The sequence below is a fragment of the Streptomyces sp. NPDC048277 genome (genome assembly GCF_040652235.1).
GTDB lineage: Bacteria > Actinomycetota > Actinomycetes > Streptomycetales > Streptomycetaceae > Streptomyces.
This window is the reverse complement of record NZ_JBEZLQ010000005.1, coordinates 323,509-342,690: the sequence shown is the minus strand read 5'-3', so window position 1 is coordinate 342,690 and position 19,182 is coordinate 323,509. Positions and strand designations below refer to the sequence as shown.

Below are 19,182 nucleotides of genomic sequence, written 5' to 3'. Positions count from 1 at the left end.
AACCGCGCGGATCTCTCCGCGCGGTTCCGGGAAGCGGCTCAGGCGCCGCAGGACCGCAGGAACTTTCGCGTACGCACCGCGATGGGCAGCGGCTTGTCCGGCTCGCAGGGGTACATGTCCTGCTCGACGATCGCGAACAGGTCCACGCCCAGCTTCTGTGCCGCCGTCAGCACCGGGCCCAGCTCCGGCACACCGGCGGGCGGTTCGCACATCACGCCCTGGGCCACGGCCGGCCCGAACGGGGTCCCCTTGGCCCGCACGTCGGCCAGGACCGCCGGGTCCACCTGCTTGAGGTGGAGGTAGCCGATCCGCTCGCCGTACGTCTCGATCAGCTTGACGCTGTCGCCGCCGCAGTAGGCGTAGTGGCCGGTGTCCAGGCAGAGGTTGACCAGCTCCGAGTCGGTGGAGTCGAGGAAGTGCTCGACGTGCTCCTCGGTGTCGATGTGGGTGTCGGCGTGCGGGTGGACGACGATGTCCAGGCCGTACGTCTCCTTCACCTCGTGGCCGAGCCGTTCCATGCCCTTGGTGAGGTGGGCCCACTGCTCGCCGGTCAGCTCGGCCGGCTCCAGGATCTCGGCGGTCTTGTCGTCCCGCCAGAAGGAGGGGATGACCACGAGGTGCCTGGCATCCATCGCCTGGGTGAGCGCGGCGACCTGGCTGACGTGCTCCCAGGTGGACTCCCAGACGGCGGGGCCGCGGTGCAGGCCGGTGAAGACCGTCCCCGCCGAGACCTTCAGGTCACGCTTGGCGATCTCGTCGGTGAGCCGGGCGGGGTCGCTGGGCAGGTAGCCGTACGGGCCGAGCTCGATCCAGGAGTAGCCGGCCTCGGCGACCTCGTCCAGGAAGCGTTCCCAGGGGACCTGCTGGGGGTCGTCGGGGAACCAGACGCCCCAGGAGTCGGGGGCCGAGCCGACTCGGATGCGGTCGAGCGGGTTCGCCATGGATCAGGCCTTTCCGTCCGGACCGGTGGCGACGGGTGCGGTGAGGTCCTCCTCTTCGGGGAGTTCCTCGGTGTCGACACCGCGGACCTGGGACAGCTCGTGCTTGAGAGCCGCGAGTTCGGCGCCGCCCGCCATGTGGTTGGTGAGCTCTTCGAGGCTGACCTCGCTGCGGTCGGCGCTCAGTTCGAGGGTGCCGAGGCGCAGGACGCTGAAGTGGTCGCCGACCATGTAGGCGTGGTGCGGGTTGTGGGTGATGAAGATGACGCCGAGGCCGCGCTCGCGGGCGGCGGCGATGTACTTCAGGACCACACCGGACTGCTTGACGCCGAGGGCTGCGGTGGGCTCGTCCAGGATGAGGACGCGGGCGCCGAAGTAGACGGCGCGGGCGATGGCCACACACTGGCGCTGGCCGCCGGAGAGGGTGCCGATGGGCTGTTCCAGGTTGTCCAGGACGATGCCCATGTTGCGCAGTTCGCGGTCGGCGGTCTCCTTCATCTTCGCGATGTCCAGACGGCGCACGGGCCAGGGGCCCTTGGTCATCTCGGAGCCGAGGAAGAAGTTCCGCCACACGGGCATCAGCGGGACGGTGGCGAGGTCCTGGTAGACGGTGGCGATGCCCTTGTCGAGGGCATCACGCGGGGTGGCGAAGCGGACCGGTTCGCCGTCGACGAGGAAGTCGCCCTCGGTGTGCTGGTGCAGGCCCGAGATGATCTTGATGAGGGTGGACTTGCCGGCGCCGTTGTCGCCGAGGACGCAGGTCACCCGGTTGGCGAAGACCTTGAGGTCGACGCCGTGCAGGGCGCGGATGTTGCCGTACGACTTGCCCGTGCCGCGCAGTTCGACGATCGGGGCGCCGTCGGTGGGCGCGTCGTCCTGGAGGATGGCGCCGTGTGTTCCGGTTGTGTTGTCTGTCATCGGGTCACCTCCTGGTCGCGGTGCGCTGGACCCACAGGTTGATCATGACGGCGCCGAGCAGCATGACGCCGAGGAAGGCCTTGAACCAGTCGGGGTTCCAGCCGGCGTAGACGATGCCCTGCTGCACCATGCCGAACATGAAGGCGCCGAAGACCGGGCCGATCGCCGAACCGGCGCCACCGGTCAGGAGGCAGCCGCCGATGACCGCCGCGGAGATGTAGATCAGCTCCTGGCCGACGCCCTCGCCGGACTGCACGGTGTTGAAGGAGAACAGCTGGTGCATGCCGACGAACCAGGCGCCGAAGCCGACCAGCATGAACAGGGAGATCTTGGTGAAGTTCACTGGGACACCGACCGCGCGGGCGCTGTCCTTGTTGCCGCCGACCGCGAAGATCCAGTTGCCGTACTTGGTGCGCAGCAGGACCCAGGTGGCGATGGCGGCGAAGACCAGCCACCAGATGATGGTGATCTTCACCTGGACGCCGCCGATGTCGAAGGACGACGCGAAGACCGCCTTGACCTGGTTGAAGCCGTCCATGTTGCTGATGTCGTCGGTGGCGACGTTGCCGGTGACCAGCTTGGTGACCGCGAGGTTCACACCCTGGAGGATCAGGAAGCTGCCCAGGGTGATGAGGAAGCTGGGCAGTCCGGTGCGGACCACCAGCCAGCCGTTGAGGAACCCGATCGCCAGGGAGACGATCAGGGCGACGATCACGCCGACCCACACGTTCATCGTCAGCTGGTAGGCCAGCATGCTCGCGGTCAGGGCCGAGGTGATCACCGCGACGCCGGCCGAGAGGTCGAACTCGCCGCCGATCATCAGAAGCGCGACCGGGATGGCCATGATGCCGATGGTGGACGACTGGTAGAGGATGTTCGCCATCGAGCTGGCCTCGCGCACCGGCGGTGCGGAGATCAGGAAGAAGACGTAGACCGCGACGGCGCCGAGGAAGACGCCCACCTCCGGTCGGGCCAGCAACCGCAGGGCGAGAGGCCGTTGTGCGGTCCGGCCGTCCTTCTCCTTCGGGCCGGGAGCCGGCGGTGTCGCCACCGCCGGCTGTGCCTGCTGACTCATGTCGATCACCGTGTGCCCTTCGCGGCGAACTGAGCGACCTTGTCGACGTTGGACTTGTCGACGAAGGCCGGACCGGTCAGCACCGGCTGCTCACCGCCGCCCATGTAGTTGCCGTTGTTCTTGTAGAGCCACAGCGAGTCGACCGCCAGGTAGCCCTGCAGGTACGGCTGCTGGTCGACGGCGAACTCGATGGTGCCCTTGCTGATGGCGCCGGTCAGGTCCTTGTTCAGGTCGAAGGTGGCGATCTTCGCCTTGCTGCCCGCGTCGGACACCGACTGCACCGCGATCAGCGCGATGGGGGCGCCGAGCGTGACCACGTGGTCGATGGCGGTGTCCTGCTTGAGCTTCGCGGTGATCGTCGACTTGACCGAGGTCGGGGAGGTGCCGTCGACGTACAGGGTCTCCGTCGTCCCGGAGAACGTCTTCTTCACCCCGTCGCACCGCTGGGTGAGGCCGATGTTGCCCTGCTCCTGGATGACACAGACGACCTTCTTCGCGCCCTCCGTGTTCAGCCGGTTGCCGAGCGCCTCGCCGGCCACCGTCTCGTCCTGCCCGAAGAACTCCATCAGGCCGAGCTTCTTCCAGTCGCTCACGCCGGAGTTGAGCCCCACGACGGGGATGTTCGCCGCGGTCGCCTTGCTCACGACGTCCTTGAGGGCGTCCGGCTTGGCGAGGGTGACCGCGATCCCGTCGACCTTCTGGTCGATCGCGTTCTGCACCAGGTTGGCCTGGTTGCCCGCGTTCGGGTCGGCGGAGTAGACGAGCTTGATGTTGTCCTTGGCCGCGGCCGCCTCGGCGCCCTTGCGGACGATGTCCCAGAAGGTGTCACCGGGCGACTGGTGGGTGACCATCGCGACCGTCATCCGGGGAGTGCTCGCCTTGCCCGCGGAGGCGGCCGAGCCGCCCTCCTCGGACTTCTTTCCTCCGGAGCTGCTGGAGCAGCCGGCGAGGGTCAGGGCGGCCGCCGCGGCCACGGCGACGAAGGGGGCCAGTCTCCGCGGACGGGAGTGGGAAGAGCGGTCCATCTTTCCTGCACCTCACTGTGCGACGGGGGAAAGGAAAGGGATCGTGACGATCCCTGGACCCGGGCCGGAAAGTGACGGACCGGGTCGGTGCTGTGCGTTGGGACGGGATACAAGTCCCTGCGCGGCCCGCTGTCAATACTTTGTTAAGACATCATTTCACACTCAGGTCCGAATGTAAGTACAAACCATTGACAGCGCGACCCGCTCCGATCTACACCTGAGGGGCATCAGCCCACCCCGAGGAGCCTCGTATGACCGAGTCGGCAGCACGGGCCTTCGACGTCGTGACGACGGGCCGTTCCGAAGGCGATGTCTACCCGTTCCCGCCGGGCGTACCCCTGGCGCGCGCGAAGGGCTCCGGCGCGCGCCGGAGCCCGGCGGGTACGGCGCCGGGGGGCTGCACCGACGAGGTCAGCGATTCCGCATACGTTCCACGCGCCGCCCGTGCGACGATCACCTCGCCCGGCGGCCGCCGCGCGCTCCGCGGGTCCCGCCGGCCCCGGCGGGAGCCCGCCCGCCACGGGCCGGCTCCATCGGTGCCGGCGGAGCCGCACGGCACCGGCGGCGGCCCGGCACGGAGACCGGCCCGGCGGATCGGCGGCCGTCCGGACCGCGCCCGGATCCGCGCGGCCCGGCCCGAACGGCCGGCCGGCCCGCGCACGCCCCCGCACCCCGCCCCGTCCGAATGAGGTCCCCCATGAGCCAGCCGACCACCCGCCTGACCGTCGCCCAGGCACTGGTGCGGTTCCTGTCCGTCCAGTACACCGAGCGCGACGGCGTCCGGCACCGGCTGATCGCCGGCACCTGGGGCATCTTCGGCCACGGCAACGTCGCCGGGATCGGCCAGGCGCTCCTGGAGTACGGCGACGTCATGCCGTACCACCAGGGCCGCAACGAGCAGGCGATGGTGCACGCGGCGGTCGGCCACGCCCGCCAGCTGGACCGGCTCTCCGCACAGGCCGTGACCACCTCCATCGGCCCCGGCGCCACCAACCTGGTGACCGGCGCCGCCCTCGCCACCATCAACCGGCTGCCGGTGCTGCTGCTGCCCGGCGACTACTTCGCGAGCCACGCGCCCGACCCGCTGCTGCAGCAGCTGGAGCACCCGACCGGGTTCGACGTCTCGGTGAACGACACCCTGCGCCCGGTCTCCCGCTACTTCGACCGCGTCACCCGCCCCGAGGCGCTGATCCCCTCCGCGCTGAACGCCATGCGGGTCCTCGCCGACCCGGCCGAGACCGGCGCGGTCACCCTGGCCCTCCCCCAGGACGTCCAGGCGGAGGCGTACGACTGGCCGGAGGAGTTCTTCGCCGAGCGGGTGTGGCGGGTACGGCGGCCCGCCCCCGACCCGGTCGAGCTGGCGGACGCCGTACGCGCCGTGAGGGCCGCTCGGCGGCCGTTGATCGTCGCGGGCGGCGGAGTCCACCACAGCCGCGCCGAGGACGCCCTGAGGGCCCTTGTGGAGGCCACGGGCATCCCCGTCGCCTCGACCCAGGCGGGCAAGGGTTCGCTGCGCCACGACCACCCGGGCGACCTCGGCGGCATCGGGCACACCGGGACCGCCGTCGCCGACGACGCGGCCCGCACCGCCGACCTGGTCATCGGCGTCGGCACCCGGTACACGGACTTCACCACGGCCTCCGGCACCCTCTTCCAGAACCCGGACGTCCGCTTCCTGAACCTGAACATCGCCGGCTTCGACGCCCACAAGCTGGCCGCGCGGACGCTCGTCTGCGACGCGAGGGCGGGGCTCACGGCCCTCATGGAGGCCCTGGCCGGGCACCGGGTGGACGGCGCCTACGAGGCCGAGTACGGGGCCGGCAAGGAGCGTTGGGAGGCCGTCGTCGAGGCCGCCTACCGCGCGGACGACGAGGACGCCGTACCGACGCAGACCCAGGTGCTCGGCGCCCTGGACGCGGTCGTCGGGGATGACGACGTTGTCATCAACGCGGCCGGCTCGCTCCCGGGCGATCTGCACAAGCTGTGGCGGGCCCGCTCGCCGCGCCAGTACCACCTGGAGTACGGCTACTCCTGCATGGGCTACGAGATCCCGGCGGGCATCGGGGTGCAGCAGGCGGCCCCGGACGTCGCGGTCTGGTCGCTGGTCGGCGACGGCACCTATCTGATGATGCCGACCGAGATCGTCACCGCCGTCCAGGAGGGCCTGCCCGTCAACCTGGTGCTGATCCAGAACCACGGGTACGCCTCCATCGGCGGCCTCTCGGAGACGGTCGGCGGCGAGCGGTTCGGCACCGCCTACCGCTACCGCTCCGCGGACGGCACCTTCGGCGGCGCCCCGCTGCCGGTCGACCTCGCCGCCAACGCGGCCAGCCTCGGCATGGAGGTGCTGCGCGCCAAGACCGTGCGCGAGCTGCGGGAGGCTCTCGCCGCGGCCCGCGCGAGCGACCGGCCCACCTGTGTGTACATCGAGACCGACCCGGCGCCCACCGCGCCCCCGGCCGAGGCCTGGTGGGACGTGCCGGTCGCCGAGACCGCCTCCCGCGAGGCCGCCGTACAGGCCCGCGAGGACTACGACCGGCAGCTCGCCGAGCGCCGTCGCCATCTGTGAACCCCCGAACCCCGGAAGGAGGTGTCCCGGTGGCCCGAACCGGTGATTCCGTCCGCGCCGCGACCGTCTCGGCGCTCGACACCCTGGACTTCGCCCTGGACCGCGGCAGTCCGGTACCGCTCTACTACCAGCTCGCCCAGCAGCTGGAGGAGGCCATAGAGCACGGTGTGCTCGCCCCCGGGAATCTCCTGGGCAACGAGATCGACCTGTCGGTACGGCTCGGCCTGTCCCGGCCCACGGTCCGCCAGGCCATCCAGTCGCTGGTCGACAAGGGCCTGCTGGTACGCCGCCGGGGCGTGGGCACCCAGGTGGTGCACAGCCAGGTCAAACGGCCGCTGGAGCTGAGCAGCCTCTACGACGACCTGGAGTCGGCCGGGCAGGGCCCGACCACCCAGGTGCTGCGCAACGAGCGCATCCCGGCGACCGCGGAGGTCGCCGCCGCGCTCGGGATCGCGGAGGGCGCGGAGGTGGTCGTGCTGGAGCGGCTGCGCTGCACGCACGGCCAGCCGGTGGCGTTCCTGTGCAACTACCTGCCCGCCGCCCTGCTGGATCTCGACACGGAGCGCCTGGAGTCGACGGGCCTGTACCGGATGATGCGCACGGCCGGCATCAGCCTGCACAGCGCCCGGCAGACCGTGGGCGCCCGCAGCGCCACCGCCGCGGAGGCCGAACGGCTCGACGAGAAGGAGGGCGCCGCCCTGCTCACCATGCAGCGCACGGCCTACGACGACACCGGCCGGCCGGTGGAGTACGGCAGCCATGTCTACCGGGCGTCGAGGTACGCCTTCGACTTCCAACTGCTGGTACGGCCGTAGCAGGTCCAGGGCATGAAACCAACACGCCCGCACACGAGCCCCCACGGAGTTTGTCCCGTGGGGGCTCCGTCGTACCGCTGTGTTCAACAAACCGGCAGGCGACCATGTCGATTACGTTTCGGGCAAGAGACGGGCGAGAGAGACGCAGGCTATTGACGCATGAGCGGACAAGCGGCTGTTATTGCGCCCACGATGTTCGGCCGAGTTGGTTTCTGATCGGTTTCGGGACCTTTCGAAGATCAACTCTTCCCCTTGCCGAACCCTGTTACTCAGGAGCCGCCATGCGCATCTCCCCGTCCGGTCTTCACGTGCCGGGTCCGAGCCGCCGTAACGTCCTGCGCGGTGCCGGTTCGGCCGCCCTCCTCGCCGGCGCCGGCATACCCCTGCTGTCCGCCTGTGGCAGCAGCGGGTCCTCGTCCGACTCGAAGACCGTCAGTGTCGGCTCCAACGACTCGGACGCCGTGCCGAAGAAGGCGTACGCGGACGTGTACGCGGCCTTCAAGAAGCAGTCCGGCATCACCGTCAACGTGAACACGAAGGACCACAACACCTTCCAGGAGCAGATCAACTCGTATCTGCAGGGCACGCCGGACGACGTGTTCAAGTGGTTCGCCGGCTACCGCATGCAGTTCTTCGCGGCCAAGAACCTCGCCTCCCCGATCGACGACGTGTGGGCGAAGATCGGGGACAACTTCCCCGACGCGATGAAGAAGCTCAGCAAGGGCGCGGACGGCAAGTACTACTTCGTGCCGATGACCACGTACCCCTGGGCGGTCTTCTACCGCAAGAGCGTCTTCCAGGCGAAGGGGTACACCGTCCCCACCACGTGGGACGAACTGGTCGCCCTGTGCAAGCAGATGAAGAAGGACGGCCTGGTCCCGATCGCCTTCGGCGACAAGGACGCCTGGCCGGCGATGGGCACCTTCGACCAGATCAACTTCCGCCTCAACGGCTACGACTTCCACGTCCAGTTGATGGCGGGCAAGGCCTCCTGGACCGACGCCAAGGTCAAGGCCGTCTTCGACCACTGGGCCGAGCTGCTCCCCTACCACCAGGACGGCTTCATGGGCCGCACCTGGCAGGACGCCGCCCAGACCCTGGTGTCGAAGAAGGCCGGCATGTACCTCCTGGGCACCTTCGTGGCCCAGCAGTTCACCAACAAGGCCGACCTCGACGACCTCGACTTCTTCGCCTTCCCGGAGATCAACTCCGCGTACGGCCAGGACACCGTCGAGGCGCCCACCGACGGCTTCATGGTCAGCAAGTCCCCCAAGAACCACGACGGTATGGTCAAGCTGATGGAGTACCTGGGCTCCCCGGCGGCCGAGGAGCTCTACCTCAAGGGCGACCCGAGCGTGGTGGCCGCGTCCAGCAAGGCCAGCACCGCGGACTACTCGACGCTGCAGAAGAAGGCGTTCGACATGATCGGCGCCGCCAAGAGCCTCACCCAGTTCATGGACCGCGACTCCCGGCCGGACTTCACCTCCACGGTGATGCAGCCCTCCCTGCAGAAGTTCCTGCAGAACCCCAAGGGCGTCGACAGCCTGCTCTCGTCCATCGAGCGCCAGAAGAAGACCATCTTCGCGTCCGAGTGAGCATCCTGAATGACGACTGAATCCCCCACGAAGTCCCAGGAGGCGGCCGCCGTGCCGCCTCCTGGGCGCGCGTCCAAGAACAAGCGGGTCCCGCAGGGCCACAAGCGCCTGCTGACCCGCCGTGACCGGATCACGCTCGCCTTCATGGCGGGCGTGCCCACGGTCCTCCACGTCCTCCTCGTCTGGGTGACCGCGATCGCCTCGATCCTCCTGGCCTTCACCAGCTGGGACGGCATCGGCTTCGACTCCATCAAGTGGGTCGGGCTCGACAACTTCCAGCAACTCTTCAACGACAACCCGCAGTTCTGGCCCGCCGTCGAGCACAACGTCATCTGGTTCGTGGTGCTCATCCTGATCCCGACCCCGTTCGGCCTGTTCCTGGCCGTGCAGCTGGACAAGAAGATCCGGTTCAGCCGGGTCTACCAGACGGCGTTCTTCCTGCCGGTCGTGATCTCCCTGGCCTGCATCGGCTTCGTCTGGCAGCTCATCTACAACCCGGACACCGGCCTGATCAACAGCCTCATCGGCGCCAACAAGCCGGGCCACTACATCGACTGGATCGGTGACCCCAAGCTCAACCTGTGGGCCGTGCTGATCGCCGCTTCCTGGCGGCACACCGGCTACATGATGATCCTGTACCTGGCCGGTCTCAAGAGCGTCGACCCGTCGCTGCGGGAGGCCTCGGCCCTCGACGGCGCCAACGAGTGGCAGACGTTCAAGAGCGTCATCTTCCCGACGCTGCGCCCGACCAACACGGTCGTCCTGGTCGTCACGATCATCGAGGCGCTGCGCGCGTTCGACCTCGTCTTCGTGTTCAACAAGGGCGCCCAGGGCACCGAGTTGCTCTCGATCCTGGTGACCAACAACATCATCGGCGAGTCGAGCCGCATCGGTTACGGTTCGGCGATCGCGGTGGTGCTGCTGTTCATCTCCCTGATCGTGATCATTCCGTATCTGATCGCGACCTTCCGGAAGGAGCGGCGCGCATGAGCACCGTGAGCGCGCTGGCCAAGCAGCGCACCCCGATCCGTCCGGCCCGCGTCCTGCTGCACACGTTCCTGGCCCTCACGGCCCTGGCGTGGCTCGCCCCGCTGCTGTGGGCGATCTTCTCGGCGCTGCGCCCGTACAGCGAGACCAGCAACCGCGGCTACGTGTCCTGGCCGCACACGCTGAACTTCGACAACTTCAAGAACGCGTTCGAGCAGTCGGACATGACCCACTACTTCATGAACACGCTGGTCATCGCGGTCCCGGCCGTGCTGCTCACGCTGTTCCTGTCGTCGATGGTCGCGTTCTACGTCAGCCGCTTCGACTTCCGGGTCAACCTGTTCCTGCTGCTGGTCTTCACCGCGGGCAACCTGCTGCCGCAGCAGGTCATCATCACCCCGCTGTACCGGATGTACCTGCTGACGAACCTGCCGGGGATCACCGCGAGCGGCAAGCTGTACGACTCCGCGCTCGGCCTGGTGCTGATCCATGTGGCGTTCCAGTCCGGCTTCTGCGCGTTCGTGCTGTCGAACTACATGCGTTCGCTGCCGCACGAGCTGACCGAGGCCGCGCTGGTGGACGGCGCCTCGGTGTGGCGGCTGTACTGGCAGATCACGCTGCCGCTGTGCAAGCCGGCCATGGCCGCCCTGGCGACCCTGTTGTCGATCTGGATCTACAACGACTTCTTCTGGGCCCTGGTGCTGATCTCGACCGGTGAGAACATGCCGATCACCTCGGCGCTGAACAACCTCTCGGGCCAGTACTTCACCGACCCGAACCTGGTCGCCGCCGGCTCGCTGCTCACCGCGATCCCGACGCTGATCGTGTACTTCGTGCTCCAGAAGCAGTTCGTCAGCGGTCTGACCCTGGGCTCCGCCAAGGGCTGATCCGGCTCCACCCGGCCGGGGGCGCGCGCACCCGGCCTCCCGTGAAAGAGAACCCCGTGCACAACCCGTTCACCCCGGTCGCCTCCGTACCCGTGGACACGCGCACCGCCCGTGTCCACGAGGAGGGCTGGCAGTCCTGGTCGCCGAGCGGCTCCTATGCCCTCGGGGCCGCCCCGTACCGCCCGACGAACGACAACTGGGCGACCGTGTGTTACCGCCCCGGCCGCACTGTGCCCGCCGGGGCCTTCCAGGGCGAGGGCCTGCTGGCGCTCGACCCGGGCGACGGCTCCCCGGTCCGGCTCTGGGCGGCGACGGACCCCGTGCACGAGGTGCCGTCGATCCGGCTCACCGTGGCCGGCGGGGTCGCGGAGGTCGAGGCCGACGGCCCGGTCAAGGAGTGGACGGGCACGGGCGTCCAGTCCGTCCTCGCCGACTGGGCCGCCTCGCTGGCCCTGCCGGCGCCCCGCCCGGCGCCGACCGTCTGGTGCTCCTGGTACGAGTACTTCACGGCCGTCACCGAGGACGACATCCACGAGAACCTGCGGGCGATGGACACCCTCGACCTGCCGATCGACGTGGTGCAGATCGACGACGGCTACCAGAGCGCGCTGGGCGACTGGCTGACCCTGTCGGGCCGCTTCCGCTCCCGGCAGGGCATCGCGGACGCCATCCGCGCCCGCGGCCGCCGGGCGGGCATCTGGACGGCGCCCTTCCTGGTCGACCCGGCGAGCGACCTCGCCGAGACGTACCCGGACTGGCTGGTCCGCGACCCCGACGGCAACCCGCTGCACGCGGGCCGCAACTGGGGTCACGACCTGTACGTCCTGGACACCACCCACCCGGCCGCCGCGGCCTACCTCACCGACGTGTTCACGACGCTGCGCGCCGAGGGCTACGACTACTTCAAGGTCGACTTCCTCTACGCGGGCGCCCTGGACGGCGTACGGCACTCGGGCGCGGACGCGCTGACCGCCTACCGGCTCGGCATCGCCCTGATCCGGAAGGCGATCGGCGCCGACGCCTATCTGCTGGGCTGCGGCGCCCCGATCCTGCCCTCCATCGGCCTGTTCGACGCGATGCGGGTCAGCCCCGACACGGCCCCGCACCGCCGCCCCGAGGCCGACGACTACAGCCAGCCCGGCCAGGACCCGGCGGAGTTCACCGGCGTCGGCCGCCAGTGGCAGCACGGCCGCCTCTGGGTCAACGACCCCGACTGTCTGATGGCCCGCCCCGCCGTGGAGACCCGCGCCCGCTGGGCGGCCCATGTCGAGGCCGTCGGCGGCCTGATGGCCAGCAGCGACCGCCTGCTCTCCCTCGACCAGTGGGGCGTGGAGACGACCCGCCGCCTTCTGACCGGAGCTGACCGATGAACGACCGTATCCTCACCGTCCCCGGCATCGCCTACGGCGGCGACTACAACCCCGAGCAGTGGCCCGAGGAGGTGTGGGAGGAGGACGTCCGTCTGATGCGCGAGGCGGGCGTGAACATGGTCAGCGTCGGCATCTTCTCGTGGGCGCTGATGGAACCGTCCGAGGGCGTGTACGACTTCTCGCGCATGGACCGGATCCTCGGCCTGCTGCACGAGAACGGCATCGCCGCCGACCTCGCCACCCCCACGGCCGCTCCCCCGGCCTGGTTCTTCCGCGCCCACCCCGAGGCGCTCCCGGTGGACCACGACGGCCGCACCCTGTCCTACGGCAGCCGTCAGACGTTCTGCCCGAGCAGCCCCGCCTACCGCGAGGCCGCCCTGCGGATCACGGGCGCGATCGCCGACCGGTACGCGAGCCACCCGGCCGTGAAGATGTGGCACGTCCACAACGAGTACGGCTGCCACAACGCGGCCTGCTACTGCGACGCCAGCGCGGCCTCCTTCCGCGTCTGGCTGCGCGCCCGGTACGGCGACGACCTGGCGGCCCTCAACCACGCCTGGGGCACCACCTTCTGGAGCCAGTGGTACTACGACTGGGACGAGGTCCTGCCGCCCCGCGCGACCGGCGCCGTACCCAACCCGACGCACCAGCTGGACTGGCGGCGCTTCTGCTCGGACGAACTGCTGTCGCTGTACAAGGCGGAGCGGGACGTGCTCCGGGAGGCGGCCCCGGCCATCCCCGCCACCACCAACTTCATGGTGATGTACAACTTCGACGCCCTCGACTACTGGCGCTGGGCACCGGAGCTGGACGTGGTGGCCAACGACCACTACCTGATGTCCGCGGACCCCGAGTCGCAGATCGACGTCGCGCTGAGCGGCGATCTGATGCGCTCGCTGGCGGGCGGGCCGTGGCTGCTGATGGAGCACTCCACGGGCGCGGTCAACTGGCAGCCCGTCAACCGGGCCAAGAACCCCGGCGAGTTGCGCCGCAACGCGCTCGCCCATGTGGCGCGCGGCGCGGACGGCATCGCCTACTTCCAGTGGCGGGCGGCGAAGGCGGGTGCCGAGCAGTGGCACTCGGCGATGCTGCCGCACGCCGGCACGGACAGCCAGATCTGGCGTGACGTGGTCCGACTGGGCGCGGATCTGCGGGCGTTGGCCGAGGTGCGCGGCAGCACCGGCACCGCCGAGGTCGCCATCGTCTGGGACTGGAACGCCCGTTGGGCCGTGGAGCTGCCCTCCCAGCCGAGCGAGGAGCTGCGCTACCTGGACGTCGTCCGGTCCTGGTACGAGCCGCTGTGGCGGGCCGGTGTGGCCGTGGACTTCGTCCGTCCGGACGCGGACCTGTCGGCGTACAAGGCGGTCCTCGCCCCGACCCTGTACCTCGTGGACGACACGGGCGCGGCGAACCTGACGGCCTTCGCGGAGGCCGGCGGCACGCTGGCCATCGGCTTCCACAGCGGTGCCGTGGACGAGAACTGCCATGTGCGGCTGGGCGGTTACCCGGGGGCCTTCCGGGAGCTGCTGGGTGTGTTCACGGACGAGCTGTTCCCGCTGCTGCCGGACCAGCGCGTGGCGCTCGGCGAGGGCGGCACGGGGTCGCTCTGGTCGGAGCGGGTGCGGCTGGAGGGCGCGGAGGCGGTCACGTCGTACGCCGACGGTCCGCTGGCCGGGGTGCCCGCGGTGACGCGGCACGCCCACGGCTCGGGCAGCGCGTGGTACGTCGCGACGCTCCCGGACGCGGACACGCTGGCGGGGCTGCTCGACCGGATCCGCGCCGAGGCGGGCGTGGCCGCGGTCCGCACCGCGCCGGAGGGCGTGGAGGTGGCCCGGCGGCGCGGCGCGGACGCGGACTACGTGTTCGTGATCGACCACGCGGGACAGGGTGCCGAACTCCCGGTCGCCCCCGGCTCGGTGGAGCTCCTCTCCGGCAAGCCGGCCGACGGCACGGTCACCGTGGCGCCGGGCGACATCGCCGTCGTACGGGAGCCGCGCGGTCAGTGAGCCGCGTCCAGGCGGGCCCGCTGGCCGGGCGTCAGCTCCAGGTCCACCGCGGCGAGGTTCTCGTCCAGCTGGGCCACGGACGACACCCCGGCCAACGGCACGACCGGCAGCGGCCCGCCCAGCAGCCAGGCGAGCACGACCTGGTTCGGACTCGCGCCGGTCTCCCGGGCCACCTCGCCGAGCGCGGCGAGACGGGCCGGGGTGCCGGGGTGGTCGTAGTCGGCGGGCAGTCGCCTGCCCGGGTTGGTGTACGCGCCCTTGAGCAGCGGTGAGTAGGCGACCAGGGTGAGGTCCGGCTCCGCACGCAGATAGCTGCGGAGCTGGGCGTCGGCGGAGCCGAGGCTGCCGTCCGGGAACAGGTCGTCGGGGATGTCGGTGCGCGGGCGCAGATGGCTGTGCTGGTACTGGAGCACCTCGTAGCCGGGCAGTCCGGCCGCGGCGGCGAGGGCGCGGGCGCGTTCCAGCCGCCAGACGGCGTGGTTGCTGGCGCCGAGCAGGCCGACGGTGCCCTCCGCGACGAGCGCGGCGAAGCCCTCGACGGTCTCGCGGAGCGGGACGGTGGGGTCCTCTATGTGGGCGTAGAGGAGATCGAGCTTCTCGACGCCGAGGCGTTCACGGCTGCGCTCGGCCGACTCCCGGATCACCTTCGCGGACAGGCCCTCGGGGTTGTCGGTGTAGCTCGTGCCCGGGGCCAGCGGGCGGGCGCCGAGCTTGGTGGCGATGACGATCTCGTCGCCGACGCCCCGGCTGCGCCGCCAGCGGCCGAGCAGTTCCTCGCTCTGGCCGCCCTGGCTCCCGTCCTCCCAGAACGCGTAGTTGTCGGACGTGTCGATGAAGTTCCCGCCTGCCTCGACATAGCGGTCGAGGACGGCGAAGGAGGTCTTCTCGTCGGTGCGGGACCCGAACAGCATGGCGCCGAGCGAGAGGACGCTGACCTCGCGGCGGTTCTTCGGGGCGCTGCCGATGGTGCGGTACTTCATGCGGATCTCCTCCGTCCGCGCACCCGGGTCTCGGGTGCACGTCGGGGAGTCTTCAGCTTGAAGTGCGCTTCAGGTCAAGGGGCCGGGTCGGGCCGCGGTGCGAACGGGCCGTCCAGGGCCGCCCATTGCAGCAGCATGATCGTCTTGGCGTCGGCGATCTCGCCGGTGCGGATCATCTCCAGGGCGCGGCGGAAGGGGAGTTCGAGGATCTCGATGTCCTCGCCCTCCTCGTCGAGGCCGCCGCCCTCGTGGGTGCGGGTCGACGGGCCGTAGGACGCCGCGTAGAACGAGATCCGTTCGGTGACCGAGCCCGGGCTCATGTAGACGTCGAAGACGTGCCGGACCTCACCGACGGTATGGCCGGTCTCCTCGACGACCTCCCGGCGGACCGCGTGCTCCGGGTGCTCGGCCTCGTGGTCCAGGAGGCCGGCCGGGGTCTCGGTGAGCATGCCGTCGGGGTGGCCGTTGACGTATGCCGGGTAGCGGAACTGGCGGGTGAGCAGGACGGTTTCGCGCTCGGCGTCGTAGAGGAGCAGGGTGACGCCGTTGCCGCGGTCGTGGGTCTCGCGCTGCTCGGTGTGCCAACTGCCGTCGGCATGCTGGTAGTCGAAGGTGGTGGCCCGCTCGACATACCAGTTACTGGACAGGAGTCTCACCTCCCGGACCTTCACGCGCGGGTTGCCGGTCAGGTCCAGGCCGGTGCGGTCGAGTCCGGTGCGGCCCCGGCGGTCGGGGGTGTCGATCCCGGCGGTCATCGGAGGCCGGCCGGGCGGGCGGGGGCATACAGATCAGTCATGATCACCTGTCTACCACCCACCCGCGTCCGGCAGCGCCCCGTAAGGGGCGCGGGGAACTGCGCGACCAGCCACGACAAGGCCGCAGCCAACCGACAACGCACCCTCGGCCCCTCCCGCGGAGCGCCTAGTGCACCTCGGCCCGCGCCGGGTCCTCGTCGAGGAAGCCCCCCGACTGGTGCTCCCACAGCTTCGCGTAGGCGCCCTCCGCGGCGAGCAGTTCGTGGTGCGTGCCCTGCTCGACGATCCGGCCGCGGTCGAGGACCACCAGCCGGTCCATGGAGGCCACCGTGCTCAGGCGGTGTGCCACCACCAGTGCCGTGCGCCCCTCCATGAGCCGCCACAGCGCCTCCTGGACGAGGATCTCGCTCTCCGAGTCCAGCGCGCTGGTCGCCTCGTCGAGGAGCAGGATCGGGGCGTCCCGGAGGATCGCCCGGGCGAGGGCGACCCGCTGCCGCTGGCCGCCGGAGAGCTTGACCCCGCGCTCCCCCACCATCGTCTCGAACCCGTCCGGCAGCGCGTCGGCGAACTCCGTGACGTGCGCGGCCTCGGCGGCGAGCCGGATCTCGGCGTCGGTGGCGCCGGGCCGGGCGAAGGCGATGTTGTCCCGCAGGGTGCGGTGGAACATCGCCGGGTCCTGCGGGACGTAGGCGATCTGGCTGCGCAGGTCGGCCTGGCGCAGCCTGCTGATGTCCTGGCCGCCGATCATGATCCGCCCGGCGTCGATGTCGGTCATCCGCAGCAGCAGCCGGGTGAGCGTGGTCTTTCCGCCGCCCGACCGGCCGACGAACCCGAACTTCGCCCCGCTGGGTACCTCCAGTTCGAGCCCTTCGAACAGGGGCTTCGCACCCGCGTGGGTGAAGGAGACCTTCTCGAAGCGGACGCCGGCGGCCCGCGGCGCGAGCGGTTCCGGGACCTCCGGGTCGAGCACGGTCGGCGGGTCGAGAAGCAGCTCGGTGAACTGGGCCGCCTCGGTCATGGAGCTCTCCATGCGCCGGTAGATCTGGTTGAACTCGAACATGATCCGGGTCGCGTTGCCGAAGTACGTGAAGGCGACCACGACCGCCTCCACGCTGTGCCCGCCGCCGGCCAGGGCCACCGCGAGCAGCAGGCCCACCGCGTTGGTCAGCACGGACATCGGCGCGACGAACGTGTCGATGCGCAGGTTGCCGTAGTCCCAGGACCGCAGGGTGCGCCGCCGGGACTCGGCGACCCGCAGCCGGTGCTCGGCGGCCTCCCGCTCCTCGGCGGCGAACGCCCTGACCGTGTCCATGTTCATCAGGCTGTCGGCGACATGCCCCGACACCCGGGCGATCGCCTCCTCGCGCTGGGCGACCAGCCGCTGCCGGTGGCGGATCAGCGGCACCACGCACACCGCCGTCACCACGAGCATCCCGAGCAGCGTGACGACCAGCAGCGGTTCGTACCGCCACAGCACGACCGACCCGAACGCCAGCGGTACGAAGCTGCCGACGATGTTGAAGGTCAGGGTGTCGCCGAACTCCTCGAAGCGGGTGGCGAAGCTCAGCACCCGCTTGGTGAGCGCCCCCGCGAAGTTGTCGTGGAAGAACGCGGCGTCCTTGGCGAACAGTTCGTCCATGCCGATGACGTACAGCTGCTCGATGCCGAGCGCGTCCAGGCGGTTCAGGCAGTGCAGACCGATCCGCCAGAGCGCCTCCGCCAGCAGCAGGACACCGGCGAAGCCGAGGACGTACGGCAGGGCGGTGCCGAGGCCCAGGCCGTGGCCGTCGGCGATCCGGCCGACCAGCTTGGCCACCACCAGCGGTGCGAGGTAGTTGATTCCGATGTTGCCGAGCGCCGGCAGCAGCAGCGCGGGCAGCGTGAGCCACTTGAGCCGGGCCAGCTCCCGTCCGTAGTAACGAAGCGCGAGCAGGACCGCGCCCTGCCGGGGTCCGGTCGCAGGTAAATCGACTGAGGATGTCATATCAACCCTGTGTAGTCGTCGTACGGCATGCCGAGTCGGCCGTCGCATGTCCGCGGCGGCCTGGAATCGGCAGGTCAGGAAAGGGAAGTGTGCCGCGACGGGGGCCGCGGAGTCCACGTGTTTTTCCGGCCGTCGACTACGGTGCGAACACGCGGTCGACCTTCGCCGGGGCCGTGGGCGAATGGCCCAGTCGGAGGGGTGGCGGGTGGCAGGGCCCGGCGCGGGGCGCTGAGATGGGTCACGGCGGATGGTCACCCCGGCCCGGGACGGGCTCCCGCCGCTGCGCCTCCCCCACCTCCGGAGGAACCCCCATGCACGCCATCACCGTCAAGGACCGCGACGCCGGAGTCGCCGGCCTCGCCCTCACGGAGCTGCCGCACCCGCACGCCGCGGAGAACGACGTGATCGTCCGCGTCCACGCCGCCGGGTTCACCCCCGGCGAGCTGACCTGGCCCGGCACCTGGACCGACCGGGCCGGCCGTGACCGCACCCCGAGCGTGCCCGGCCACGAGCTGTCCGGTGTGGTCACGGAGCTGGGCTACGGCACCACCGGGCTGACCGTCGGCCAGCGGGTGTGCGGGCTCGCCGACTGGACCCGCGACGGCTCGCTCGCCGAGTACACCGCCGTCGAGGCCCGCAACCTCGCCCCGCTCCCGGCCGACGTCGACCACATCGCGGCCGCCGCCCTGCCCATCTCCGGGCTCACCGCCTGGCAGGGTCTGTTCGACCACGCCCGGCTCACCACCGGCCAGACGGTGCTGATCCACGGCGCCGCGGGCGGCGTCGGCTCCCTCGCCGTGCAGCTGGCCCGTGCGGCGGGCGCCCAGGTGATCGGCACCGGCCGCGCCGCCGACCGGCAGCAGGCGCTTAAGCTGGGCGCGCACACGTTCGTCGACCTCCAGGCCGAGCGCCTCGAGGACATCGGTGACGTCGACGTGGTGTTCGACGTGATCGGCGGCGAGATCCTCGACCGCTCCACCGCGCTGGTCCGCGCCGGCGGCACACTGGTCACCATCGCCCGGCCGGTCACCGTCCACCCGGCGGACGGGCGGGCGGTCTTCTTCGTCGTCGAACCCGACCGCGCGCGCCTCGCCGACCTCGTCACACGGCTCCGGGACGGACGTCTCAAGCCGATCGTCGGCGCGGTCCTGCCGCTCGCCGAGGCGCCGACCGCGTTCGCCCCGCAGAAGCGCGCACAGGGCAAGACGATCATCCGGGTGGCGGAGGACTGAGCGTCGTCGACGCCGACGGGGACGGGGACGGGGACGGGGACGGCGG

The 19,182-nt window shown here is 70.4% G+C and carries 15 protein-coding genes and 1 pseudogene; 9 read left to right on the top strand and 7 right to left on the bottom strand.

Going from position 1 to position 19,182, the window contains the following annotated elements; genetic code table 11:
* Window positions 1-38: 38 nt before the first annotated feature.
* The 4 genes from AB0D85_RS14445 to AB0D85_RS14430 are packed head-to-tail and all read right to left on the bottom strand — an operon-like array spanning window position 39 to window position 3,956.
* Window positions 39-941: a sugar phosphate isomerase/epimerase gene (locus tag AB0D85_RS14445; RefSeq protein ID WP_362318850.1), complete on the bottom strand. Its 903-nt coding sequence runs from the start codon at window positions 939-941 to the stop codon at window positions 39-41.
* 3 nt (window positions 942-944) lie between these two features.
* Entirely contained in the window at window positions 945-1,856 is a 912-nt protein-coding gene (locus AB0D85_RS14440; protein WP_362318847.1) for an ATP-binding cassette domain-containing protein, read from the bottom strand.
* A gap of 4 nt (window positions 1,857-1,860) precedes the next feature.
* The gene (locus AB0D85_RS14435; protein WP_362319269.1) at window positions 1,861-2,937 is read right to left on the bottom strand and encodes an ABC transporter permease; all 1,077 of its coding nucleotides are present in this window, start codon (window positions 2,935-2,937) and stop codon (window positions 1,861-1,863) included.
* Window positions 2,937-3,956 (bottom strand): sugar ABC transporter substrate-binding protein, encoded by a 1,020-nt coding sequence (locus tag AB0D85_RS14430; protein WP_362318845.1) that lies wholly within the window; start codon window positions 3,954-3,956, stop codon window positions 2,937-2,939. Before AB0D85_RS14430 ends, AB0D85_RS14435 begins: the two co-directional genes overlap by 1 nt.
* Before the next feature lie 410 nt (window positions 3,957-4,366).
* Between AB0D85_RS14430 and AB0D85_RS14425 the strand changes: the two are divergent.
* The 8 genes and pseudogenes from AB0D85_RS14425 to AB0D85_RS14390 form a co-directional block, all read left to right on the top strand.
* Window positions 4,367-4,519, top strand: a pseudogene (locus tag AB0D85_RS14425) (5-deoxy-glucuronate isomerase); the annotation flags it as partial.
* Window positions 4,520-4,653: 134 nt separating this feature from the next.
* Window positions 4,654-6,525, top strand: a complete 1,872-nt coding sequence (gene iolD / locus AB0D85_RS14420) for a 3D-(3,5/4)-trihydroxycyclohexane-1,2-dione acylhydrolase (decyclizing) (protein ID WP_362318842.1) — start codon at window positions 4,654-4,656, stop codon at window positions 6,523-6,525.
* 29 nt (window positions 6,526-6,554) lie between these two features.
* Window positions 6,555-7,340, top strand: coding sequence for a GntR family transcriptional regulator (locus AB0D85_RS14415; RefSeq protein WP_362318839.1), 786 nt, complete (start codon window positions 6,555-6,557; stop codon window positions 7,338-7,340).
* Between the two features lie 281 nt (window positions 7,341-7,621).
* Window positions 7,622-8,935, top strand: coding sequence for a carbohydrate ABC transporter substrate-binding protein (locus AB0D85_RS14410; protein ID WP_362318837.1), 1,314 nt, complete (start codon window positions 7,622-7,624; stop codon window positions 8,933-8,935).
* Window positions 8,936-8,944: 9 nt separating this feature from the next.
* Complete coding sequence (locus AB0D85_RS14405; protein WP_362318835.1) at window positions 8,945-9,925, top strand: sugar ABC transporter permease; 981 nt, start codon at window positions 8,945-8,947, stop codon at window positions 9,923-9,925.
* Window positions 9,922-10,809 (top strand): carbohydrate ABC transporter permease, encoded by an 888-nt coding sequence (locus tag AB0D85_RS14400; protein WP_362318832.1) that lies wholly within the window; start codon window positions 9,922-9,924, stop codon window positions 10,807-10,809. Before AB0D85_RS14405 ends, AB0D85_RS14400 begins: the two co-directional genes overlap by 4 nt.
* A gap of 56 nt (window positions 10,810-10,865) precedes the next feature.
* Window positions 10,866-12,179 (top strand): glycoside hydrolase family 36 protein, encoded by a 1,314-nt coding sequence (locus tag AB0D85_RS14395; protein WP_362319266.1) that lies wholly within the window; start codon window positions 10,866-10,868, stop codon window positions 12,177-12,179.
* On the top strand, window positions 12,176-14,185 hold the full coding sequence (locus AB0D85_RS14390; protein WP_362318829.1) for a beta-galactosidase: 2,010 nt from the start codon (window positions 12,176-12,178) through the stop codon (window positions 14,183-14,185). The genes AB0D85_RS14395 and AB0D85_RS14390 overlap by 4 nt, the downstream gene beginning before the upstream one ends.
* Here the strand turns inward: AB0D85_RS14390 and AB0D85_RS14385 are convergent.
* The 3 genes from AB0D85_RS14385 to AB0D85_RS14375 all read right to left on the bottom strand — a co-directional run bounded on the left by AB0D85_RS14385 (window position 14,179) and on the right by AB0D85_RS14375 (window position 17,904).
* Entirely contained in the window at window positions 14,179-15,165 is a 987-nt protein-coding gene (locus AB0D85_RS14385) for an aldo/keto reductase (protein ID WP_362318826.1), read from the bottom strand. The two genes, AB0D85_RS14390 and AB0D85_RS14385, sit on opposite strands and share 7 nt — an antisense overlap.
* Window positions 15,166-15,239: 74 nt before the next feature.
* On the bottom strand, window positions 15,240-15,920 hold the full coding sequence (locus AB0D85_RS14380; protein WP_362318824.1) for an NUDIX domain-containing protein: 681 nt from the start codon (window positions 15,918-15,920) through the stop codon (window positions 15,240-15,242).
* A gap of 166 nt (window positions 15,921-16,086) precedes the next feature.
* Complete coding sequence (locus AB0D85_RS14375; protein WP_362318821.1) at window positions 16,087-17,904, bottom strand: ABC transporter ATP-binding protein; 1,818 nt, start codon at window positions 17,902-17,904, stop codon at window positions 16,087-16,089.
* 311 nt (window positions 17,905-18,215) lie between these two features.
* On the opposite strand from AB0D85_RS14375, the gene AB0D85_RS14370 reads away from it, so the two are divergent.
* Window positions 18,216-19,136 (top strand): NADP-dependent oxidoreductase, encoded by a 921-nt coding sequence (locus tag AB0D85_RS14370; RefSeq protein ID WP_362318818.1) that lies wholly within the window; start codon window positions 18,216-18,218, stop codon window positions 19,134-19,136.
* Window positions 19,137-19,182: the final 46 nt, after the last annotated feature.